Consider the following 22239-nt stretch of genomic DNA (forward strand, 5'->3'; position numbering starts at 1 on the left):
TAGCAGATGGCGGTGCTCATGGACCTGCCCGAGGGCCAGGCGATGGGTTACTCGTAGCCGGGAGGTGAGACGAAACCTCCGAGGGTTCGTTCGATGAGGGCCGCGTATCGGATCGAGCGACGGTCCGCGAGGTGCGGGGCCACGATCTGGATGCCGACCGGCAGGTTCAGCCCGTCAGCGGTCAGCCCTGCGGGGGCAACGGTTCCGGGCAGGTACACGCTGCAGCTCCAGCCGGCCCAGAAAAGCTGGTCTACGCCGAGTTCCTGTTGGCCGTCTATGTCGATGGTGCGGGTCGGGCGGGTGCCGGTGTGGTCGTGCACGAACGCCGCGGAGGCAGCGATGGGGCACAGCAGCAGGTCGTAGTCATCGAAGAACCTCGCCCAGGCTTGGCGGTAGCCCTCCCGCTTGTTGTGGTGGCCGAACCATTCGCGGTGACTCATGGTCATCGCGTGTTCGAGGCGGGCCTGGTAGTCACGTGCGCCCTCTGCAAAACGGTGCGAACGCGACTGGGCGTCCTCCCACATCTCGTCGTCAGCGAGTGCGCCTGTGGCCGCCCGCAGCAGCATGAGGTAGTTCTCGTGAAACTCGTGCTGGTCGATAGCGGGTGCAGCTTCGGACACATCGGCGCCGGCCGCCGCCAGCCCGTCCACGGCTCGCTGGAGCGTGTCAATCATCGCCGAGGAGTTGCGAATGACCGAAGTGTCGAGCATGACGCCCACGCGGAACGCACCGAGGCTGTCTCGGTGCTCGACAGGCAGCGTGAGCCCATAACCAGCCGCAGGAAATCCTGCGGGTCCCGCAAGCACGTCAAGCGCGACATCGAGGTCGGCGGCGCTTCGAGCAAGCGGTCCGCACACTGCGATATCGGTGACGACCTCGCAATCAGGTATGGCATGGCCTTCCCACGGCACAAGGTCGAACGTGGGCTTATGGCCAAATACCCCGCAGTAGTGGGCCGGATTGCGGATGGACGCGCCGATGTCGGAGCCCAGCTCCAACGACGCCATGCCCGTGGCGAGCGCCACGGCCGATCCGCCCGAGGACCCGCCGGGCACCCGAGTCAGGTCCCACGGATTGTTGGTGCAGCCGTAGATGTCGTTGAAGCTCTGCCAGTCGCCCAGCATGAGCGGCACGTTGGTCTTGCCCCAGATGACCGCGCCCGCCTGCTGCAGCCGCGACACCGTGACGGCGTCGGTGTCGGCCACGTCAGCTGCCCAGGCTGGATTGCCCCACGTCGACGGTGTGCCAGCCCAGTCGAAGGCTTCCTTGATGGTCATCGGCACGCCATGCAATGTCCCCCAGCACTCCCCCGCCGCAAGTGCTGCATCGGCGGCCTCGGCCCGCTCGCGGGCCTCGTTCACCCGGGTGAGAATCACTGCGTTGACTGCCGGGTTGAAGCGCTCGTACCGTTCGATCGCACCCTCGAGCGCATCGGCGGCCGACACCTTGCCGTGCCGAATCAGCGAGGCCAGCTCGGTCGCTGGCATGAGGTTGATATCGGTACTCGAGGAGGTACTGGAAGCGCCGGTGCTCGTCATCGCGCCGAGACTAAGTGCTCCGGCCGCCGTCACACCCGGCTTGTCAGACGTGCGCGACTGAAAACGGCGTAGCTACCTGGCGCCGGCTTGGCGGTAGGCGTCCAGCACGAGGCCGTGGAAGTGGTGCAGGCCGTGCTCGGAGAGGCCCGAGCCGCCTGGGTCGCACACGAGCCGGCCCTGGGTGAACGCTGGGGTGCTCATGCCTCGCTGCACGCTCTCGACCAGTGCGACGTCCTCGGGCTGCAGCACCTCGTCGATGTAGCGCATCGATTCGATGTCGGCGGGGGTCAGCTCGGCCGTCTCGAAGTAGAAGTCGATGGTCTCGAGGGTGCGCTCGGGTCCGGCAGGCACGATGTGCAGGACGCTGAAATTGCCGCGACCCGGGTATCGCATCAGGCAGGTGTTGGGCCACAGCCACCACACCGCAAGGTCCTTCACGCTGGAGTCGCCGACGTCGTAGGCCGCATTGGCCGAGCGGCCGGCGCGGGCCATGTGGCTGGAGTAGATGCCGTGGGTGTCGACCCGGTAGGTGTCCATCTCCACCAGCGTCACGAAGTCGGGGTGAGCGATGTGGCAGTGGTAGCACTCCAAGAAGTTGTCGACCACGTTCTTCCAGTTGGAGGCGATGTCGTAGCGGAATCGGCGGACGTGAGTGAGGTCTTCCACATCCGGTGCCCAGTGAGCGATCTCGTCGCCGAGGCCACCGGCCTGTGTGGCCAGCGAGGCCGCCGACGGGTCGAGGTTGACGTACACGAAGCCGCCGAACTCTTCTGCTTGCACTTCTGCCAGGCAGATCGTGGACGGATCGAAGCCTGCGACGTCGTCGGTGTGGCGTGCCCGGTGCAGAGCTCCCGACAGGTCGTAGGTCCAGCCGTGGTACGGGCACACGATGCTGCTGGTATGGCCCGCTCCCGACAGCAGCGCATGGGCCCGGTGCTGGCAGACGTTGTAGAACGCCCGCAACACGCCGTCGTTGCCGCGCACCACCGCAATCGGCATGCCCGCGACGTCCAGCGCTGTGTAGTTGCCGGATTCACGCAGCGACTCGACGTGGCCCACCCACTGCCAGCTGCGGGCGAACACCTCTCGCTGTTCGAGGTCGTGCCAGCGGGCGGCGGTGTAGGCGTCGGCGTGCAGCGACATCGACTCGGTGGGATCGGGGTCGTATCCGGCGAAGATCCCGCCTTTGGCGTCCGCTGTCATGTGATCGGTCGGCATGTACAGAGAATTATGGGCTTGGCAGCGACGCGTGCGCGGCCGCGAGGAAGTGCTCGACGTCGTCGTCGGTCGTCGCCAGGTTCAAACACCCCAGGCTCTCGGCAATGAAATAGACGCCGTGGGCCTGCATGCGCAGGCCGAAGTGGGTGACCTCGGTTGCTTCGTCGCTCGACAGGTGCGAGTCGCGGTAGTTGCGAATGGTGCGGGTGTGCGGATGGACCCGGAACAGGCTGCCCGCACCCGTCACTTGCCACTTCAGGTCGGCGGCCTCGAACAGCGACCGCAGACCTGACCGGATTGCCTCGCCGATCGCGTCCAGCCGCGCAAATGCAGCCTGGTCGAGCTGGGTCATCGCAGCATGGCCGGCCGTCATCGTGATGGGGTTGGCGGCGAACGTACCGCTCGACGGCACCTTCGCACGGTCGCCCGCCACACGAGTGAAGGTCTCCATGGGACCCCGGCGGCCGGCGATCGCCCCCACCGGGAACCCGCCGCCAATGATCTTCGCCAGCGACGTGATGTCGGGGTCGATGCCCAGTTTCGTCTGCGCTCCGCCGTATCCGAGCCGGAACGAAATCACCTCGTCGAGCACGAACAACGCGCCCACCTCGCGAGTGGTCTCGCGAATCGCGGCGATGAACTCGGGTTCGATCGCCGGCATCCCCACGCGGTTCGGCATGACATCGAGCAGCACGGCCGCCAACCGGTCTCCGCCTCGGCGGATCGCAGCTCGGGCGCCTTCCGCATCGTTGAACGAGATGATGCCGACTTCGTCTTCGACGGACGCTGGCGTGCCAACGGCATAGGGCACGGTGGAAGGTGCCCCGGCGTCTCCCCAGTTGGTCGGATCGGGTGACTGGCTTGCTTCGGCGTGGTCGTACGTGCCGTGGTAGGCGCCTTCCACCTTGATGACGTTCGGCCGTCCGGCGTAGGCCCGGGCGGCCTTCAGCGCACCCATCACGGCCTCGGTCCCCGAATTGCAAAAGCGAATGAGGTCGAAGCTCTCCACGCGGTTGCACAGCAGCTCGGCCAATTCGATCTCGGCGTCATTCGGCAGCGAGAACGCTGTCCCGCGGGCCATCCGGGCCCCGACCGCAGCTGCGATGACCGGGTCGGCGTGTCCCACGATGATCGATGCGAAGTTGTTGTTGCAGTCGAGATAGCGGTTGCCGTCGACATCGGTGACCCAGGCACCCTCGCCATGGTCGACGTAGATGGGATGGCCCTTGCGCAGCAACGTCGCCCGCGAGGTGCCGTCGGTGATCGACTGCTGCGCCCGCTCGTACAGCGCCGCGGACGCCTCCGTGGGCCATGGGCCCGACTCGGTCATCTGCACGGTTGTCTGCGCTGCGGCTGCTGGAGCATCGGCCAAGTCTGTCACTGGTCCGATCATCGGGCCGGATATGCCCAGTGGGCGGGGCTTCATGCCTCACCGAGCAGGCCCAAGTGCGAGACTGAACAGATGACGACGCTCGCAGATGACAGCATCGAAACTGGCGCCGACGGCACACAGGCCAGGCCCCGGGCGCCATGGCGGATCGGCGTGGACGTCGGAGGCACCTTCACCGACCTGGTCCTCGCCGATGCGCAGGGTGCAACGTGGGTGGCGAAGGTGCCCTCAGTACCTGCTGATCCCAGCCGGGGAGTGCACGCGGCACTTGCCCGCGTCGCCGTGGATCTCGGCATGCCGCTGGGCGATGTGCTCACCGGCTGCTCGCTGTTCGTCCACGGCTCGACCGTCGCCACCAACACCATGCTCGAGGGCACGGGCGCCGTCGTCGGGCTGATCGGGACCGAGGGCTTCCGCGACACGCTGGAGATCCGCCGCGGGATGCGCGAGGACCAGTGGAACCACCGTGCCCCGTACGCGCCGGTACTGGTGCCCCGATACCTGCGTGCCACAGTTCCCGGGCGCATCGACTCCGACGGCACCGAGCACCAACCGGTGGACCTGAGCGGACTCGACTCGGTGCTTGAGCACTTCGCCAGTCACGACGTCGAGGCGGTCGCCATTGCGTTCATGAACTCGTTCGTGAACGACTCGCACGAGCGCTCTGCTGCCGAAGCCGTGCGTGAGCAGTGGGATGGCACGTGGGTGACGACCTCGGCTGCTGTCTCGCCGCTGATGGGCGAGTACGAGCGCACCTCCACCGCCGTCGTGAACGCCTCGCTGTCACCGAAGATCGTGTCCTACCTGCGTTCGCTGAACGATGAGCTCGCGGCAGCTGGATTGCGTCACGCGATCCTGCTCGTGCAGTCGAACGGTGGTGCTGCGTCTGTCGATCAGGTATCCGAGCGGCCCGTGAACCTGCTGCTGAGCGGCCCCGCAGCCGCGGTCGGCGCGCTGAACCTGTACCGCGATGCCGTGGATGCCGCCCTGACCAGCGACACACACGCTTCGACGCTTTCTGATGGCAAGAATGCCGTTCCAGGCGGCAAAAATGCGCAAAGTTCCGCTCTGCCCGGAAACCTCATCTCGATGGAAATCGGGGGAACCTCGTGCGATGTGCTGCTCATGTCGGGCTGCGAGGTGGACACCCGCGACGACATCATGATCGCGGGCTATCACGTCTCCACCCCGGCCATCGACATCCACACGATCGGCGCAGGCGGTGGGACCATCGCGGGAGTCGACGAGGCCGGACTGCTGTACGTGGGACCGCAGGGCGCCGGCGCTGATCCCGGTCCAGCCTGCTACGGACACGGCGGCACCCTGCCGACCGTCACCGACGCCCAATTGGTCCTCGGCCGCCTGCGTCCCGGCAAGTCCGCCGGCGGCACCTTGGATCTCGACATTGACGCAGCCCGCGAAGCAATCCGCGTTCACGTGGCCGAACCGCTCGGCATGACGATCACTGAGGCAGCGGCAGGCATCGTCGAGGTCGTCGAACAGCACCTGCTCAGCGCAACCGAGCACATCTCGATCGAACGGGGACACTCGCCGCGGCGGTTCACGATGGTGGCTGCGGGAGGCGCCGGACCAATGCACGGTGCCTCGGTCGCCGCGGGCCTCGGCTGCGATCGCGTCTATGTGCCCCGCGATGCGGGTGCGCTCTGCGCGATCGGGATGCTGCACTCCGACGTGCGCCAGGACTTCACCCGTTTCTTGATGGGCTCGCTGGACGATCTGGACCTCGCCGAGATCGACGCAGGTTTCGAGGCCCTGAGCGCGCAAGCGCTCGATGTGATGAGCGGCGAGGGCTTCGCGGCGGACGACGTGACGCTCGACTGCGAACTGGAACTGCACCACCCCGGCCAGCTCTGGTCGATTCGAGTTCCCGCTCACGGCGAGCCCGGGCGGCCCAACGGGAGCGGGTCCACGGTCGACGCTGCCGCAGTTCGCTCAACGTTCGAGGCCGAGTATCAGCGCCTGTACGGGCACGTCCAGTCCGACGGCACGATCATGGTGGCCTCGCTTCGCCTCGTCGCACGCGCCTCCACCGGCGACGTCGCAACAACCGAAACCTCCGCAGCGACCGGCGAGCCTCAGCCCATCGAGACGCGTTCGGTGTGGCATGGGCCGTTCGGCTGGTGCGATACGCCCGTGTTCGACGGCGACCTGCTGCGGCGCGGTTACACGATCGACGGTCCGGCGCTCGTCGAGGAGCTCACCACGACGGTCGTCGCTCGTCCCGGGGACCGGTTGTGGGTGGACGCCAACGGAGATCTGTTCATCGATCTCACCCCCGCCGACGAAGATGCGAGCGAGTCCGCGCCGGGTGACGCGTCGGTGTCTCGCAGCGTGCAGTCAGGCCGAAGCCGCAGCCAAGCCAACGGAGCGGCGGCAGAACTGGATCCCATCGTGCTGGCGGTCATGCAGAACCGACTCGACCAGATCAGCAAGCACATGGGCTGGGTGATGACGCGCACGGCGCGCAGCACCATCTTCAGCCAGAGCCACGATTTCTCCTGCTACGTGACGACACCTGACGGGACGCTCGTCGCCAACGCTGACGGCATCCCGATCCACACCGGTGGAGGCGGCTTTGCAGTGCGCGCCCTGCTGAAGCGTTGGGAGGGCCGCATCAACCCCGAGGACGTATTCCTGCTGTCGGATCCCTACGTGGCCGGCGGCAACCACCTGCCCGACTGGGTCATAGCCAGGCCGGTCTTCGTCGCCCGTGAGGGCGAGCAGGTACGCAGCGCGGATGGTGACGAGTCGGGTCCCGACGGCACCGGCGAAGCCACGCTCGTGGGGTTCTGTTGCAACCGCGCCCACCAGTCCGACATCGGCGGGGGCCTCGCCGGCACCTATAACCCTGAGGCGACCGAGATCTGGCAGGAAGGCATCCGCCTGCCGGTCATGAAGCTGATCGAAGCCGGCAAGATCCGAGACGACCTCTGGGAGCTGCTGCTCATCAACTGCCGCACACCCGAGCTGCTCGATGGCGATCTGCTTGCCATGCTGGGTTCGACTCGGATCGGCGCGGAAAGGGTGCTCGGCCTCGTTGCCGAACTGGGCACAGGTCCGTACCTGGCGTATCTCGACGGTGTGCTCACTCACGGTGAACGGCGCATGCGTGCCGCGATCACCGAGCTGCCCGACGGCACCTACTACGGCGAGGACCGCACCGACAACGACTGCTTCGGCCCCGCCGACATTGCGGTGCGCGTGCATCTCACTGTCGACGGCGACGAGATGACGCTGGATTTCACCGGCACCGATCCCCAGATCGAGGGTTTCAAGAACAGCTCGGTGGCCAACACCTACTCGTCGGTGTACCTGGCCGTGTCGTCGTTCTTCGACACGTCCATCCCGCGCAACGAGGGCACGTACCGGTCCGTACGGATCATCGCTCCGGAGGGCAGCATCGTGAACGCCCTGCCGCCTGCGCCGATGACGATGAACACGGTGTTCGTCGCCCATGAGATCGTGATTGCGACCTGGCAGGCGCTCGCACAAGCGGATCCTGATCGGGCATGCGCAGCGTGGTCCAAGACGATGCACGGCCACGTTACGGGGCGCCGCGACGACGGCACCACCTGGGTGATGTACCAGTGGCACGCGATGGCCACGCCGGGCGCCACTGCCGAGCGAGACGGCTTCGCGCAGATGGGTCACCTCATCACCCTCGGCGGGCTGGACCTGCCGAATCTGGAGTTCCACGAGCAGATGTATCCGGTGCGCTACATCCGCCACGAGCAGCGCTGCGACAACGCCGGAGCGGGCCAGCGGCGTGGCGGCACCGGCGTGCGCTACGAGGCCGACATCCTCGAACCCGCCACCTGGTCGTACCGAGCCGAAGGACTCGACACGCCTTCTGGCCACGGTGTGCGCGGCGGCGGCACCGGCGGCGTCGGCCTGGAATGGATCGTGCCCGTCAACACCGAGGCCGACGGCCCGACATTCGTGCCGCCCAAGTACGGCGTCCAGCGTCTGGGCCCGGCTCGCATGATCGCCGATACGCCCGGCGGCGGCGGCTGGGGCGATCCGTTCGAACGGGAGCCCGACGCCGTGCTGCGAGACGTCATGGACGACGTGGTCAGTGTCGAGCGTGCGCGCCGCGACTACGGCGTTGTCATTGCCGAGGGCGGCCATTCGATCGACCTCGACGCCACGGCGAATCTGCGCGCCGCCCCGCGCCCCGCACTCGCCGACGCCTGAGGAGGCTCGACACCCCCGAGCGGCGCTGCGCCAAACTGGCCCCGTGACCCTCGTACTTGTCCACGGCAACCCTGAGACACCCGCCATCTGGGATCCGATGTGCACCGCGCTGGCCGAGCGCAACGACGGCATCGAGGGCGAGGGCATCGAGGTGGTCGCTCTGTCGCCTCCGGGCTTCGGCGCGCCCGTGCCCGACGGCTTCGGGGCGACGATGGCGGAGTACCGCGACTGGCTCGTCGCCGAGCTCGAGACGCTCAATGCCCGCCCCGACGGCGGCCCTGTCGATTTGCTGGGGCACGACTGGGGCGGCGGACACGTCATGCGCATTGCGATGGAGCGGCCCGACCTGATCCGCTCGTGGTGCACCGACATGATCGGTCTGTTCGACCGTGACTACGAGTGGCACGACGCCGCGCAGGTGTGGCAATCACCCGACGGGGAGGCCTCGATCGAGCGGATGATCAGCCGCCCCGACGACCGGCGCATTCCGTTCTACGCCGGCATGGGCATGGGCACCGCAGTGGCCACCGCCCTCGTGCCCAACATCAACGCCGACATGGGCGCGAGCATCCTGGCGCTGTACCGCGATGCGGCCCAGCCGGCGATGGCCCGCCTGGGCGAGGGTCTGGAAGCTGCTGCGGCCCGGCCGGGACTGTGCATCCTCGCAACAGGCGACCACTTCACCGGCGGTGATCACAAGCACCGACGCTGCGCGGAGCGGGCCGGTGCGCAGGTGGTCGAGCTGGCCGATGTGGGTCACTGGTGGATGTGCGAGAACCCTGAACTGGCCGCGCAAACGGTCGCAAGCTGGGTCGCATCGCTCGACGCCGGCGGTGCCGCGAGCGCCTGACGCGCAGGCTCGCAACGGCCCCGTCGCGGCCCCACTGCGGCGCACGGGCCGCCAGCGCGGTTGGGCTACTGTCGCGGCTGACGCCGGGCCGCCGGATGCGGCCGGGCGCGCAATCGACAAGCAGAGGGGCGCCGAGCACGACAGGCGCCCACCACAAGGGGGCAAACGATGGCCGCATCTGGTTCGATTCTGGGAAATCCCGTCCAGCGCAAGGAAGATCCTGGCCTGCTGACCGGAGCCAACCACTACGTGGACGACTTGGACATCGACGCCGCCCAGATGGTCTTCGTGCGTTCTTCAGAAGCGCACGCCGAGATCACCTCGATCGATACCTCCGAAGCCGAATCCATGCCCGGCGTTCTGGCCGTCTACACAGCAGACAGCCTTCCTATGGACGCTTTCCAGGGTTTCCCGATGATTGACCCTGGGTTCAACCGCCCCCCGCTGGCGGCGGGCCGGGTCCGCTACGTCGGTGACCTCGTGGCGGCGGTGGTGGCCGAGACGCAGAGCCAAGGATCCGATGCCGCAGAGATGATCAGCGTTGAGTACAGCTCACTGCCCATCGTCTCGGACATCGAGGCCGCTCTGTCGCCTGACTCACCGGTCGTGTGGGAGGGCCAGGAGTCCAATGTCTGCTTCGCGCACATCGCCCCCGAGGACGACGTGCAGGACGCGAACGATCCGTTTGAGGGTGCCGACGCAGTGGTGTCTGAGCGCATCGTCACCCAACGGCTCGCTGGCGTCCCGATGGAGCCGAACGGCTGTGTCGCTGTGCCCGGTGACGGCGAAGCGATGACCCTGTATCTGTCCACGCAGGCGGCACACTCGATGCGCGATGCGCTCGCTCCTGCGCTCGGCCTCGAAGCCGATCAGCTGCGGGTCATCGCCCCGTGGGTTGGCGGCGGTTTCGGACCGAAGGCGGCCTGCTACGTCGAATACATCGTTGCCGGCAAAGCAGCACAGGCGCTGGGCCGGCCGGTGCGCTGGACCGAGACTCGCACCGAGAACATGCTCTCGATGGTGCAGGGCCGCGCAATGGTGATGAACACCGAACTCGGCGTGCGCAACGACGGCAGCATCGTCGGCCTGCGGGCCAACGTCGTCGCCGACGCTGGCGCGTACCCCGTCATCGGCGCCATCTTGCCGCTGCTCACCGGCATGCTCTCCCAGGCCGTGTACGACATGCCCGTCATCCACTTCAAGGCGCACACGGTCATCACCAACACCACGCCGATTGGTGCCTACCGCGGTGCCGGCCGTCCCGAGGCCACCCAGATGGTCGAGCGCATCATGGACAAGGCGGCCGTCGCTATCGACATGGATCCCGCCGAGCTGCGCCGCAAGAACTTCATCCAGCCCGACGCTTTCCCTGCAGCGCTGCAGACCGGGGTGACCTACGACTCGGGCGAATACGAGCGTGCGCTCGACGCGGTGCTCGACGCCTCGGGCTACGCCGACCTGCGAGCCGACCAGCAGGCCCGCCGCGCAGCCGGCGACTCCAAGATGCTCGGTATCGGCGTGTCGTCCTACGTGGAGATCACCGCGCCAGTGGGCCTGCACATCGAGTACGGCAGCACCGAGGTACATGAGGACGGCACGGCATCGATCCGGGTCGGCACGTCCAGCCATGGCCAGGGCCACGACACGGCGTTCAGCCAGATCGTCGAAGGCGTGCTGGGCATCGCGATGGACGATGTGACCCACTACGACGCCGACACCGCCGAAGTGCCGTCGGGCGCAGGAACGCTGGGCTCGCGGTCGCTGCAGACGGCCGGCTCGGCGGTGTACCTGTCCAGCCAGGCCGTGCTCGAGAAGGGCAAACAGCTCGCCGCACACCTGCTGGAGGCTTCCGCGGACGACATCGTGGTGGCCGAAGGCAGCCTGGCAGTTGCGGGCGTGCCGACCAGCTCGGTGAGCTGGGCCGACATTGCCAAGCTCGCCAACGACGACGCTGCGCGGCCCTCGGGCATCGAAGCAGGCCTCATGGCCGAGGAGAACTTCGACGGGACCGACTCGACGTTCCCGTTCGGCTCCCACGTGGCCGTGGTCGAAATCGACCGTGACACCGGCGAGGTCGAGTTGCTTCGCCACATCGCCGTCGACGACTGCGGCACGATCATGAACCCGCTGATCGTGAACGGCCAGCAGCACGGCGGCATCGCCCAAGGCGTCGCGCAAGCGCTGTTCGAGCACGTCCAATACGACGACGATGCCAACCCGCTCAACGCCAGCCTCATGGACTACCTGGTGCCATCGGCTGCGGAACTGCCGAGCTTCGAGGTATCGAACACCGAGACCGCCAGCCCCCGCAACCCGCTGGGAGCGAAGGGCATCGGCGAGTCCGGCACGATCGGCTCGACGCCTGCGGTGCACAACGCCGTTTGCGACGCGGTCGCCCACCTCGGCATCGACCACATCGACATGCCCTGCAGCCCGCAAGCCGTCTGGCGAGCCCTGCAGAACGCCTAGCGCTGCGGACACCGCGACGCCGCCGCGCTCGCGGGGCCGTCGATGCACGCACGCCTCATCGGACAGAGCGCAGGGCGATGACGTAGCCTCTGGGGTCGCACACACAGCGTGGCCGGCCCAGCCGAGGGTGGGGCGCGCCAGAGGAGGGACACCTCATGAGCCCAGTTTCAGCAAGCACTGATGCCGCGACCGATCCGGTCATTGTCGCTACCGCACGCAGTCCGATCGGCCGAGCATTCAAGGGCTCGCTGACCGAGATGCGGCCCGACGACATGACCGCACAGATCGTCACCAAGCTGCTCGACAAGGTGCCCGATCTCCCCCGCGACGAGATCGAAGACCTGATGCTGGGCTGCGGACAGCCGGGCGGCGAGGCCGGCTTCAACATCGCTCGGGCCTCGGCAATTCTTGCCGGACTTGAGAACGTGCCCGGCACGACAGTCAACCGCTATTGCTCGTCGTCGCTGCAGACCATCCGCATGGCAGCACACGCCATCCGTGCCGGCGAGGGCGACGCCTTCATCTCCGCAGGTGTCGAGTGCGTGAGCCGCTACACCAAGGGCAACTCCGACAGCCTGCCGGGCACGACGAACCCGCAGTTCCAGGCACCCGGCGAGCGGACCAAGGTTCGCTCTGAGGGCGGCCATGGCGACTGGACGCCAGCCGGAGGGGTGCTGCCCGACCTGTACATCGCGATGGGCCAGACCGCCGAGAACGTCGCGGAGCACCGCAACGTCAGCCGCCAGGCAATGGACGAGTACGGCGTGATGAGCCAGAACAAGGCCGAGGCAGCCATCGCTCGTGGGTTCTTCGAGATGGACATCACACCGCTCGAGCTGCCCGACGGCACGATCGTCAGCGCCGATGACGGACCGCGTGCAGGGGTGACCTACGACGCCGTATCGCAGCTCAAGCCGGTGTTCCGGCCCGACGGTCGCGTCACCGCCGCCAACGCCTGCCCACTCAATGACGGTGCCGCCGCCGTGCTGGTGATGAGCCGCAAGCGTGCCGAGGAGCTGGGCATCACACCGCTGGCGCGCATCATCTCGTCTGCGGTCTCGGCGCTGAACCCCGAGATCATGGGCCTTGGCCCCATCGAGGCCTGCAAGAAGGCGCTCGAACGTGCGGGCATGACGATGAGCGACATCGACATGGTCGAGATCAACGAGGCATTCGCCGCCCAGGTGATTCCTTCCGCCGACGAGTTGGGCATCGACATGGTCGATCAGCTCAACCTCCACGGCGGTGCCATTGCGTTGGGTCACCCGTTCGGCATGACCGGTGCGCGCATCATGACCACGCTGCTCAACGGCCTTGGCGACCGCGACAAGACCTTCGGCCTCGAGTCGATGTGCGTCGGCGGCGGTCAGGGCATGGCGATGATCGTGGAGCGGCTGAGCTAACACATCAGCCAGCCCATCTTCGGGCGAGACATATCTGCCGCGCTGCCGGTCGGCGCGTCGGCAACACTGGGCGGGTGAACGCACCCGACCGGCCCATCCAGATCGTTCCGTCCGTGCTTCCTGCCAATTTCGCGCGCCTCGGCGACGAATGCGCTGCGCTCGAAGAGGCCGGCGTGGATCGCATTCAGTGGGACGTCATGGATGGTGTATTCGTGCCGAACCTGACCTTCGGCCCGGACGTGATCGCGGCATGCCGATCACACGCGAACGTGATGTTCGAAGCGCACCTGATGGTCGTCAATCCCGACCCCATGCTGGGTGCCTACGTCGACGCGGGATGCGAGATGCTGATCGTGCACGCCGAGTCGGTGACGCACCTGCACCGCACGCTCAGCCGTGTCCAGGAGCTCGGTGCACGGCCCGCGGTCGCCATCAACCCCTCGACGTCGGTAGAAGCGGTCGCCCACGTGCTGGACCTCGTCGACATGGTGCTCGTCATGACCGTCAATCCCGGCTTCGGCGGTCAGGCGTACATCTCGACGATGGAGCCCAAGATCAACGCGCTGCGCCAGCTCATCGACGCGAGCGGATCCGAGGGCGCTGGGGGCAACGGCGTCGACATCGAGGTCGACGGCGGCATCTCGGCGGACACGATCGAGGGCGCTGCGGCTGCAGGCGCCAACGTCCTGGTGTCGGGCAGCGCGCTCTTCCGGTACGACGAAGGCCTCGCCCACGGTGTGGCCGACCTGAGGTGCCGGGCCGAGGCCGCGGCCGCCGCCGCAGCCTCGCAGACCTTCAATTCGTGACGACTCGGGCCGTCCGGCGTACAGCGAACGTCGGCCAACGAACCGCTACGGCGACCGCCTCGCCTCACCCGAAGGCGTGACATGGCGGCTCGAAGGCGGCGGTTCGTCTGGGCCGTCGCGGTGCTCGCGGCCCTCGGTGCAGTGTGGCTTGTCTGGATGAACCGCGGTGATGAGGATCCCGTCGAGAAGTTCTGCGCAGAGTTCTCCCACCTGCTACGAGTCGATCAGCTCAGCTTCGACGTCAACCCCTCTGACGACGTCGAGGCACGCGGTGCAATGGATCGCACGGCCCGCCAGTTTGCCGATGCCGCAGCGGCCGCTCCGCCCGAGATCTCCGCAGACGTAGAACTGTTGGCGGCGCTGACCGAGGCGCTGTCCGACGCCGTTGCCGAGACGTCATCTCGAGAAGCGTTCGACCGCGCCGCAGCGCTCATCGCAGCACAGGACCCGTTTCTCGAGCACCAGGACGCGGCCGCGCAGCGAGTCAGCGACTACGTGACCCGCAATTGCACAGCAGCGCCGGGCTGATCTCCTCTGTTTGAGTTTCGATGGTCCCAGCAGAGCTGGCTCAGATCATCTCGCCGCGCTTGACGATGACGTGATCGCACAGGCCGTAGGCCTTGGCCTCTTCGGCGGTGAACCAGCGGTCGCGCTCTGAGTCCTCCAGAACCTGGACGACATCTTGGCCGCTGTGGTGTGCGATGCGTTCGGCCATGAGGCGCTTGATGTATCCCATTTGCTCGGCCTGGATTGCGATGTCGGATGCCTGACCCCGTACTCCGCCGGAAGGCTGGTGCATCATGACCCGGGCGTGCGGCAGGCAATAGCGCTTGCCGGGGGCTCCCGCAGTGAGCAGGAACTGACCCATCGAGGCTCCCAGGCCCAAGCACACCGTCGCCACATCGCACTGGACGAACTGCATGGTGTCGTAGATGGCCATGCCAGCTGTGACCGACCCACCCGGGCTGTTGATGTACAGCGAGATGTCGCGCCCGCGTTCCTGACCTTCGAGGTACAGCATCTGCGCACAAACCACGTTGGCGAGATGGTCGTCGACCTCGTCGCCGACGAACACGATCCGGTCGTCGAGCAGGCGATTCGAGATCTGCGCCCAGCCCGATGTGGCGCCGGCGTCGTAACCGCTCGGCATCGGTGCAGTGCTGGCGTGCATCGAGTGATCGATCCCTGCGAGTTGCGTCATGAGCCGCAGGCTACCGACGCGACCAGCGGCCGGACCCTGCCGATCACAGCCGTTCCGCAAGCGCTCGCAGGGCGCGGCCTCGATGGCTGATCCGATTCTTGTCAGTGGCCGGCATCTGAGCGAACGTCAGCGAAGCCGCCTCGTCGGGCACGAAGACAGGGTCGTAGCCGAAGCCCCCGTCGCCGCGGGCTGTGAGGGCGATGTGGCCCTCGACCACGCCGTTCGCGAGCACCTCGTTCCCGTCGGGGAACACCACGGCGACCACGGTGCGGAACCGGGCGGTCCGCAACGGGTCGGGCACGTCACGCAGCGCTGCCATGAGCTTGGCGAGGTTGGCCCCGGCGTCGGCCTGCGGCCCCGCATAGCGCGCACTGTGCACGCCAGGTGCGCCTCCGAGGGCATCCACCTCGAGTCCGGTGTCATCGGCGATCGCAGGCTCTCCGGCCACGCTGCAGACGAACCGAGCCTTGATCAGCGCGTTCTCCGCAAGCGTCGAGCCATCCTCGGCAACGTCGCCGAGATCACTGGGGCGCGCCACCAGCTCGACATCGGGCATCGCCTCCACCAGAACCTCGGCGATCTCGACTGTCTTGTGGGGATTGGCCGAGGCCATCACCAAGCGCATGCGATCGAGCCGAATGCGATCAGGCCGGGGGCGTGGCGAGCGCTGATCGCTGCAAGGTGACGATGTCGGCAATGCCCGAGCGCGCAAATGCCAGCATCTCTGAGAGCTGGGCGTCGTCGAACGGGTCACCTTCGGCGGTTCCCTGCACTTCCACGAAGCGGCCCTGGCCGGTCATCACCACGTTCATGTCCACCTCGGCCCGAGAATCCTCTTCGTAGGGCAGGTCTAAGCGTGCCTCGCCGTCCACGATGCCCACTGAGATGGCTGCGCATTCGTCCGTGAGCGGGTGCCGCTCGATCGCGCCGCTGCTCAACAGCCGGGCGCATGCGTCATGCAGTGCCACGTAGCCGCCGCAGATCGAGGCCGTGCGGGTGCCGCCGTCGGCCTGCAGCACATCGCAGTCCACGGTGACCTCGCGTTCGCCGAGGGCTGCCATGTCGCACACCGCCCGAAGCGCCCGCCCGATCAGGCGCTCGATCTCGAGCGTGCGGCCCTTCTGCTTGCCGCGCTTGGCCTCGCGGCCCACGCGCTCGCCGCTGGAGCCTGGCAGCATCGCGTACTCGGCGGTGACCCAGCCGGTCCCGCGGCCCCGCATCCAGCGCGGGACGTCGTCGTCGATCGACACTGTGCACAGCACCCTGGTGCGACCAAAGCTCACGAGCACCGAGCCGGGCGTCTGATCGGTGAAGTCGCGCTCGAAACTGATGGGACGCAACTGGTCAACGGCACGTCCGTCGGCGCGTGTCATGTCGTCGATCCCCTGTTCTGGCCCAATGGTCGGGCCCGGTAGTCAGGCCCAGAAGGTGGCGCCAGTTCGCGCCACTGCGACCTCGCCGCTGAACACGTCGCCGGCCTCGGCGAGATGATCCTCGGGCTTGGAACCCGGCGGCACATGCGTCACCACCAGTCGGCGCGCCCCCACATCGTTCGCATCGGCAGCGAGCCACGCCGCACTGAGATGGGGGATGGCGGGGTCGTCGGTTGCCGCCAGGAGCGTGCCCTCACCCACGACGAGATCCGGTTCCGGTCGTCCGGCATCCCGGCTGAGGGCTGACAGCGCCCAGCCGCGGCCCGTGTCGGAGGTGTACACGATCGACTTTCCGCCGGAATCGAAGCGCATCGCCATGGTCTCGACCGGATGGTCGGTGCGCGAGAACAGCACGTCGATGTCGCCCACATTCGCGCACGAGGTGTCCGAAATGGTCTCCCAGCCGAACAGGTCCGAGCTGTCGCCGTGGACATCGGTGACTTCCCGCACGCCCTGCGTGGCAAGCACCCGCATGCTCTGGATGCCCATGTAGTACTTCGCCGCGTTGTACACGACAGGCAGCTCGGCACAGTGGTCCGGATGATGGTGGCTCACGATCAGCGCGTCGACTTCTTTCAGCTCGACGTAGTGCTGCAAGTTGGCGAACGTTCCCGGCCCGCAGTCCACCCACAACGCGGTCGTCGCACTGCGCACGAGGTAGCCGCTGCACGATTCACCCGGCGCTGCGTAGCTCCCCGAGCAGCCGAGCACTGTCACTGAGAGCCCGTTCACGGGTGTCGATACTACGCACGCGGACCGTTCGACTCACCGCGACGTCGCCCCAGGCCCGCTACTGGCCGACGAGCGGCCGCGCGACGTCAGCCCGTGTCGCAGGCGACGCCGGCTTCGAGTGTTCGCAGCGTGCCCGACTCGTGGAAGACGCCTCGCAGCTCTCCCCGGTCGGCCCCGATAACAACCGACGCGGGGACTCCAGCGGCGGCGGGCCCGAAGGTTGCCGCCGGGTACGCCTCGGCGACTTCGCCGCGGGTGCTGCCGACCCCGATGTCCCCAGATGTCCGCAGCAGATAGGGGTCGGGACCGATCCAGCCGAGGCGCCACGCCATGAAGTGCTCGTCATCAGCGTCGCGGTACTGGTAGCCGTCTTCGGCATTGCCGAACAGCACCAGCACTCCAGGCCACTCGACACCCCGCAGCCGGCTGCCGGGACAAGCGCCGTAGATCCCGAATGCATCGGTCCATCCACTGTCAACGATCGGTCGTCCCAGCGCATCAGTCAGCCTGCGCAGCGCCGCGGTCACATTCATCCCGAACGTCACGATCCCGAGGCCTTCACCGTCGAGGACGACACCTTCAGGGTGCGGAACGGCGGCACTCCCGAGACGGACAGGTGCAGTGGTCGCTGAGGCCCCAGACGGGTTCTCGCTGGCCGCGGCATCGTCGTCTGTGCCTGCGCCGCCGGGAGCAATCGTCATCAGCGAGGCTGTCGGCGGCTCGGTGGACACTCGGTCTGGCAGCAGCGTCGTCTGGGTGACCTGCTGTGACAGGCCGATGGTCGTCGGTGCGATGGGCTCGACCCGTATCGGCGGAGAGGCACAGGCGCAGATCGCCACTGCCAGCGCGCCCGCGAGGATCACGGCGACGGGCAATCTGCACCCTTCCATCCCGCAAACCTAGAGCGAGAACCTAGAAATAGATCACTTGCTCGGCGTGCTCGACGGCTACGTCGAGGTCGTGGGTCCAAGCGCCGAGCGAGAGATATTTCCATCCGTGGTCGCTCACCACAAACACGATGACGCCAGCATCGATGCGGGTGGCGGCCTTGCGGGCGCCCGCCAGCGCCGCGCCGCCGGAGATGCCCGAGAAGACGCCCTCATGAGCGAGCATGCGCGTCGCTTCGATGGACTCACGAGGGCGGACGATCATCTTGCGGTCGAGCAGCTCGGCGCCGCCCCAGTTTTCGAAGATCGGCGGCACGTACCCGTCGTCGAGACTGCGCAGGCCCTCAACCTGCTCTCCCGCGGGCGGCTCGACTGCCCACACCTCGACGCCGTCGAGGTGCTCCTTGAGGTAGCGGCCGACGCCGAGGAGCGTCCCGCTGGTTCCCAAGCCGGCCACGAAATGGGTGATGTCGGGCACATCGGCTGCGATCTCGGGCCCCGTGGTGCGGTAGTGGACTTCGGGGTTGGCCTCGTTCCCGTATTGGTACAGCATGGTCCATTCAGGGTTCGCCTCGGCCAGCTCGAGCGCCAGGCGGACAGCGCCGTTCGAACCCTGCTCGGCGGGGCTCGCGATGATCTGGGCGCCGTAGACATCCAGCATCTGGCGGCGCTCGTCAGTGACGTTTCCAGGCAGGACGATCTTCACCCGGTACCCGCGCCGTCGCCCGATCATGGCCAGCGCAATGCCGGTGTTGCCAGACGACGGCTCGATGATCGTGCTGCGGGGTTGCAGCGTGCCGTCGGCTTCGGCACGCTCGATCATCGCCAGCGCGACACGGTCCTTGACCGAGCCGGTCGGGTTGTGCCCTTCGAGCTTCGCATACAGCTTTACCGAGGGATTGGGGCTGAGCCCGCTGACGTCGAGTGTGGGCGTGCCGCCGATCAGCTCGTCAATCGAGCGGTAGACGGCCATGGCGCGAACGCGGGTGGAGCGGCTCGATATCGAGCCGGGGACCGGATCAGCCGCCGGCGACAGCCGGCAGGATCGACAGCTCGTCGCCGTCGGCCACCGCGGTGTCCATCTGCTGGAGATAGCGCACGTCCTCGTCGTTGACGTACACGTTCACAAAGCGATGCAGGCTGCCGTCTTCTGCGAGCAGGTTCGGCGCAATGCCGGGAAAGCGGCCGACGAGCGATGCCACGGCCTCGGCCACGGTGCCGCCTTCGGCGTCAACCCGGGATTGCCCGTTGGCATGGGGGCGCAGGACGGTGGGCAAGCGGACGGTGACGGCCATCGAGTCTCCCGTAGAGCGGCGGACCGGTGCGAACGGTGGGGCAATTCCCGACCGGATCGCTCAAGATTGTACGGGCGATAGCTGCCGTACCCTCGCGAAGGTGTCCGGCAACCGAGGGACTGACCATCCCGACGATCGTGTGGTGGTGGCGTCGAACCGACGCGCGCGTCGCAACTACGAAGTTCTGGACACGTTCGAGTGCGGCATCGTGCTGGCGGGCACGGAGGTGAAATCGCTGCGTGACGGCGGCGCCCAGATGGGTGATGCCTACGCCCGGGTCCGCAACGACGAGATGTGGCTGATGGGTATGCACATCGCACCGTGGGGACACGCCTCGGCGGCCATGGGCCACGTCGTGGACAGGTCTCGCAAGCTGTTGATGCACCGCGCTGAGATCAACCGGCTTCGGGCCCGCACCGAGCAGGACCGGCTGCAACTCATCCCGCTGTCGATCTACTTCACCGAGGGTCGAGCCAAGCTCGAACTGGCGCTGGCACGGGGCCGCCGTCTGTACGACAAGCGCCAGGCCATCCGCAAGCGCGAGACCGACCGCGAAGCACAACGAGCGATCCGTCACCGCTCGATCTGAACAGGCAGCCCCCAATAGGCAATAGCCGGTCGAGGACCGGGGTGCAGCCCGGCACGCCAGATCAGGCGAAGGCGGCCGCTGCGATCTGAGCGATCTGCGCTGGCTGATCGAAGTCGGCTTGGTGACCGGCATCGTCGACGAGGTGCGTGGCGACCACGTTCGGCAGCGCCGCGGACCAGCGAGCCAGGTACGACGACGGGATGATGCGGTCCTTCGCACCGTGCACGAGCGTCACGGGGTTGCTCACGCGGTGAAGGCGTGCGGCGAGGCCCCATTCGGGCAGCGGCCAGATCAGCTGAGCGGCGGAGGTTCGGGTCAGGTACCGGTGAACACCGTGCTCGACCACCATGTCCGCAGGCAGATCGGACGGGTCGTCGAAGAAGGCAGCCGAGACTGTCGTGTCCTCGGTGAGCATCGCGCGCTGCACGCTGAGCGTCGTGCCGAAAGGGTCGGCGACAGGATCGTCGTCGTCCCACAGGCCGAACGGCGCGACAAGCACCATCGGTCCGAAGGCCTCGGGACGCACGGCTGCCACTTCCAGCGCCATCATCGCGCCGACGCTTGATGCGACAAGCGGAGCGCCAGTGATGCCCGCAATGTCGATGATCTCGCTCGCGGCCACGACCCAATCGTGCAGGTTGCGCAGGCCGCCAGCTTGGCTGGATCCGGTGAAGCCCGGCAGGCTCGGGGCCAGCACCCGATGGCCGGTCGCCGCCAGCTCATTGAGCACCGGATGCACACCCGGATTGCCGAGCATCCCGTGGAGGTAGCCGATCGTGGGGCCTTCGCCAACCTTGACGAGACCTATGTGGCCGTCGCGGTACGACAGCGTGGACGGTGCGAAGTGCCCAGTCAGCGCAGCGCTGCTTCCGGCGCTCACCTTGCCGAGCTCGATGACAGGCTGAGCTGCTGTGCCGGCTCGGGCCACCAGCGGTCTTCGTACTCGTCTTCAAACAGGCCCGACACCTCGGGCATGACCTTGGTGGCGTACATCTCGGTGTTCATCTTGGCCAGCTCGGGATCCATGTTCCCGAAGTGGCTGAACACCATCAGGTGGCCGACGTTCATCGTGGTGGCCAGCTCGTGGACCTGCTCGGTGACCTGGGTGGGGTTGCCCAAGATGATGTAGCCCTTGGAGACCATCGCCTCAAAGGTCAGCTTCTTCGAGCCGTACGACGCCGATGCATTTCCAGATCGGGCTGCGCCCGCCTTGGCAGCATCAGCGGCATTGGCCTCACGACGGGCCGTGGCCTCGCGTGCGGCCCGCTCCACCATGCCCTCGACGCCCGCGCGCACCGTGTTGGGCGTCTTGTAGCCGGGCGGGTCCGCGAACCCTGCGTACACATGCAGGCAGGTGTTGAAGAAGTACTCGGCCGGCTCGCGGTACAAGTCCCAAGCCTCGGCCTCGGTGTCGGCCACGGCCACGAATTGGGCGAATCCTCCCTGGAACGGGTTGGTCTCCTTGCCCATGTCCTGGACCTTCTTCCAAAAGCCTTGCATGGTGCGCAGACCGGCCTTGTAGCCGAAGTAGCTCAGGTAGCAGTACACGAGATCTTCCGCGGCGCACCAGTCCCAAGTGTCCACCGAGCCCCCGCCGGGGATCCAGATCGGCGGGTGCGGCTTCTGCACCGGGCGGGGCCACACGTTCACGTAGCGCAGCTTGTTGTAGTTGCCGTTGAAGCTGAAGACCTCGTCTGCGGTCCACGCCCGGCGGATCAGGTCGACACCCTCGTGGTAGCGCTCTCGCAATGTCGCTGGGTTCTGGCCGTAGGCGTAGATGGTGTCCATCGGCGAGCCCACCGGGAACCCGGCAATCATGCGCCCGCCGGTGATGGCGTCGAGCATGGCGATCTCTTCGGCCACTCGCAGCGGCGGGTTGTAGAGCGCCACCGAGTCACCCAGCACCACGATGTTGGTGTCACCGCAGCTGCGCGACAGCGCCGCCGCGATGATGTTCGGGCTGGGCATCAGGCCGTACCCGTTCGAGTGGTGCTCGTTGATGCCGACGGCGTCGAAACCGCACTTGGCAGCGAATTCGAGCTGATCCAGATAGGCGTTATACGTCCGGTGACCGACCTCTGGGTCGTACAGGGCCGGATCGATGTCCACCCACACCGAACGGTGCTTTTCGGGGAAGTCCGGCGGGAGCTCGGGGTAGGGCATCAGGTGGAAGAAGATGGACTTCACGTCGGGCTCCTCTATGTGCGTGCGCG

Annotated in this window: 19 protein-coding genes; 7 read left to right on the plus strand and 12 right to left on the minus strand. The window is 67.1% G+C overall.

Going from position 1 to position 22239, the window contains the following annotated elements; translation table 11 throughout:
- Nucleotides 1-47 precede the first annotated feature (47 nt).
- From ACQY5K_RS06070 to ACQY5K_RS06080, 3 genes are all read right to left on the minus strand, one after another.
- The gene (locus ACQY5K_RS06070; protein ID WP_428121010.1) at nt 48-1538 is read right to left on the minus strand and encodes an amidase; all 1491 of its coding nucleotides are present in this window, start codon (nt 1536-1538) and stop codon (nt 48-50) included.
- 72 nt (nt 1539-1610) lie between these two features.
- Complete coding sequence (locus tag ACQY5K_RS06075) at nt 1611-2756, minus strand: aromatic ring-hydroxylating oxygenase subunit alpha (protein ID WP_428121012.1); 1146 nt, start codon at nt 2754-2756, stop codon at nt 1611-1613.
- A gap of 10 nt (nt 2757-2766) precedes the next feature.
- Nucleotides 2767-4137, minus strand: a complete 1371-nt coding sequence (locus ACQY5K_RS06080; RefSeq protein WP_428121015.1) for an aspartate aminotransferase family protein — start codon at nt 4135-4137, stop codon at nt 2767-2769.
- An 81-nt stretch (nt 4138-4218) separates the two neighbouring features.
- On the opposite strand from ACQY5K_RS06080, the gene ACQY5K_RS06085 reads away from it, so the two are divergent.
- The 6 genes from ACQY5K_RS06085 to ACQY5K_RS06110 all read left to right on the plus strand — a co-directional run bounded on the left by ACQY5K_RS06085 (nt 4219) and on the right by ACQY5K_RS06110 (nt 14417).
- Nucleotides 4219-8361, plus strand: a complete 4143-nt coding sequence (locus ACQY5K_RS06085) for a hydantoinase B/oxoprolinase family protein (RefSeq protein WP_428121017.1) — start codon at nt 4219-4221, stop codon at nt 8359-8361.
- Nucleotides 8362-8404: 43 nt separating this feature from the next.
- The gene (locus ACQY5K_RS06090) at nt 8405-9211 is read left to right on the plus strand and encodes an alpha/beta fold hydrolase (RefSeq protein WP_428121019.1); all 807 of its coding nucleotides are present in this window, start codon (nt 8405-8407) and stop codon (nt 9209-9211) included.
- Nucleotides 9212-9379: 168 nt separating this feature from the next.
- Nucleotides 9380-11680, plus strand: coding sequence for a xanthine dehydrogenase family protein molybdopterin-binding subunit (locus ACQY5K_RS06095; RefSeq protein WP_428121022.1), 2301 nt, complete (start codon nt 9380-9382; stop codon nt 11678-11680).
- A 155-nt stretch (nt 11681-11835) separates the two neighbouring features.
- Complete coding sequence (locus tag ACQY5K_RS06100) at nt 11836-13083, plus strand: acetyl-CoA C-acetyltransferase (RefSeq protein ID WP_428121024.1); 1248 nt, start codon at nt 11836-11838, stop codon at nt 13081-13083.
- 74 nt (nt 13084-13157) lie between these two features.
- Nucleotides 13158-13889, plus strand: coding sequence for a ribulose-phosphate 3-epimerase (rpe, locus tag ACQY5K_RS06105; protein WP_428121027.1), 732 nt, complete (start codon nt 13158-13160; stop codon nt 13887-13889).
- An 81-nt stretch (nt 13890-13970) separates the two neighbouring features.
- Nucleotides 13971-14417, plus strand: a complete 447-nt coding sequence (locus tag ACQY5K_RS06110; protein ID WP_428121030.1) for a hypothetical protein — start codon at nt 13971-13973, stop codon at nt 14415-14417.
- A 40-nt stretch (nt 14418-14457) separates the two neighbouring features.
- Here the strand turns inward: ACQY5K_RS06110 and ACQY5K_RS06115 are convergent, their stop codons facing one another.
- The 7 genes from ACQY5K_RS06115 to ACQY5K_RS06145 form a co-directional block, all read right to left on the minus strand.
- Nucleotides 14458-15039, minus strand: coding sequence for a ClpP family protease (locus ACQY5K_RS06115; RefSeq protein WP_428122577.1), 582 nt, complete (start codon nt 15037-15039; stop codon nt 14458-14460).
- A gap of 94 nt (nt 15040-15133) precedes the next feature.
- Complete coding sequence (gene rdgB, locus ACQY5K_RS06120) at nt 15134-15715, minus strand: RdgB/HAM1 family non-canonical purine NTP pyrophosphatase (RefSeq protein ID WP_428121032.1); 582 nt, start codon at nt 15713-15715, stop codon at nt 15134-15136.
- A gap of 19 nt (nt 15716-15734) precedes the next feature.
- On the minus strand, nt 15735-16463 hold the full coding sequence (gene rph, locus ACQY5K_RS06125; protein WP_419922712.1) for a ribonuclease PH: 729 nt from the start codon (nt 16461-16463) through the stop codon (nt 15735-15737).
- A 42-nt stretch (nt 16464-16505) separates the two neighbouring features.
- Nucleotides 16506-17255, minus strand: a complete 750-nt coding sequence (locus ACQY5K_RS06130; RefSeq protein WP_428121034.1) for an MBL fold metallo-hydrolase — start codon at nt 17253-17255, stop codon at nt 16506-16508.
- An 86-nt stretch (nt 17256-17341) separates the two neighbouring features.
- Nucleotides 17342-18145, minus strand: a complete 804-nt coding sequence (locus ACQY5K_RS06135) for a hypothetical protein (RefSeq protein WP_428121037.1) — start codon at nt 18143-18145, stop codon at nt 17342-17344.
- A 22-nt stretch (nt 18146-18167) separates the two neighbouring features.
- A complete protein-coding gene (locus tag ACQY5K_RS06140) occupies nt 18168-19115 on the minus strand; it encodes a PLP-dependent cysteine synthase family protein (RefSeq protein WP_428121039.1) in 948 nt (315 codons plus the stop codon).
- Nucleotides 19116-19161: 46 nt separating this feature from the next.
- The gene (locus ACQY5K_RS06145; RefSeq protein WP_419922708.1) at nt 19162-19437 is read right to left on the minus strand and encodes a ubiquitin-like small modifier protein 1; all 276 of its coding nucleotides are present in this window, start codon (nt 19435-19437) and stop codon (nt 19162-19164) included.
- Nucleotides 19438-19537: 100 nt separating this feature from the next.
- Here ACQY5K_RS06145 and smpB point away from each other — a divergent pair, with 100 nt between their 5' ends.
- Complete coding sequence (smpB, locus tag ACQY5K_RS06150; RefSeq protein WP_428121043.1) at nt 19538-20026, plus strand: SsrA-binding protein SmpB; 489 nt, start codon at nt 19538-19540, stop codon at nt 20024-20026.
- A gap of 61 nt (nt 20027-20087) precedes the next feature.
- On the opposite strand, the gene ACQY5K_RS06155 is transcribed toward smpB, so the two are convergent.
- Both ACQY5K_RS06155 and ACQY5K_RS06160 read right to left on the minus strand, forming a co-directional pair.
- Nucleotides 20088-20906: an alpha/beta fold hydrolase gene (locus tag ACQY5K_RS06155; protein ID WP_428121045.1), complete on the minus strand. Its 819-nt coding sequence runs from the start codon at nt 20904-20906 to the stop codon at nt 20088-20090.
- Nucleotides 20903-22213 carry an LLM class flavin-dependent oxidoreductase gene (locus ACQY5K_RS06160; RefSeq protein WP_428121048.1) on the minus strand — a complete coding sequence of 437 codons (1311 nt, stop codon included), beginning with the start codon at nt 22211-22213 and terminating at the stop codon, nt 20903-20905. The genes ACQY5K_RS06155 and ACQY5K_RS06160 overlap by 4 nt, the downstream gene beginning before the upstream one ends.
- Between the last annotated feature and the right edge of the window lie 26 nt (nt 22214-22239).

The organism is Candidatus Poriferisodalis sp., from assembly GCF_965262965.1.
Classification (GTDB): domain Bacteria; phylum Actinomycetota; class Acidimicrobiia; order Acidimicrobiales; family Poriferisodalaceae; genus Poriferisodalis.

Excerpts from the sequence above, each read along its gene's own strand:
- ACQY5K_RS06070 (WP_428121010.1), bottom strand. The coding sequence starts at position 1,538 with ATGACGAGCACCGGCGCTTCCAGTACCTCCTCGAGTACCGATATCAAC.
- ACQY5K_RS06075 (WP_428121012.1), bottom strand. The coding sequence starts at position 2,756 with ATGCCGACCGATCACATGACAGCGGACGCCAAAGGCGGGATCTTCGCC.
- ACQY5K_RS06085 (WP_428121017.1), top strand. The coding sequence starts at position 4,219 with ATGACGACGCTCGCAGATGACAGCATCGAAACTGGCGCCGACGGCACA.
- ACQY5K_RS06095 (WP_428121022.1), top strand. The coding sequence starts at position 9,380 with ATGGCCGCATCTGGTTCGATTCTGGGAAATCCCGTCCAGCGCAAGGAA.
- ACQY5K_RS06100 (WP_428121024.1), top strand. The coding sequence starts at position 11,836 with ATGAGCCCAGTTTCAGCAAGCACTGATGCCGCGACCGATCCGGTCATT.
- ACQY5K_RS06110 (WP_428121030.1), top strand. The coding sequence starts at position 13,971 with ATGGCGGCTCGAAGGCGGCGGTTCGTCTGGGCCGTCGCGGTGCTCGCG.
- ACQY5K_RS06115 (WP_428122577.1), bottom strand. The coding sequence starts at position 15,039 with ATGCCGAGCGGTTACGACGCCGGCGCCACATCGGGCTGGGCGCAGATC.
- rdgB (WP_428121032.1), bottom strand. The coding sequence starts at position 15,715 with ATGCGCTTGGTGATGGCCTCGGCCAATCCCCACAAGACAGTCGAGATC.
- rph (WP_419922712.1), bottom strand. The coding sequence starts at position 16,463 with ATGACACGCGCCGACGGACGTGCCGTTGACCAGTTGCGTCCCATCAGT.
- ACQY5K_RS06135 (WP_428121037.1), bottom strand. The coding sequence starts at position 18,145 with ATGGAAGGGTGCAGATTGCCCGTCGCCGTGATCCTCGCGGGCGCGCTG.
- ACQY5K_RS06140 (WP_428121039.1), bottom strand. The coding sequence starts at position 19,115 with ATGGCCGTCTACCGCTCGATTGACGAGCTGATCGGCGGCACGCCCACA.
- ACQY5K_RS06145 (WP_419922708.1), bottom strand. The coding sequence starts at position 19,437 with ATGGCCGTCACCGTCCGCTTGCCCACCGTCCTGCGCCCCCATGCCAAC.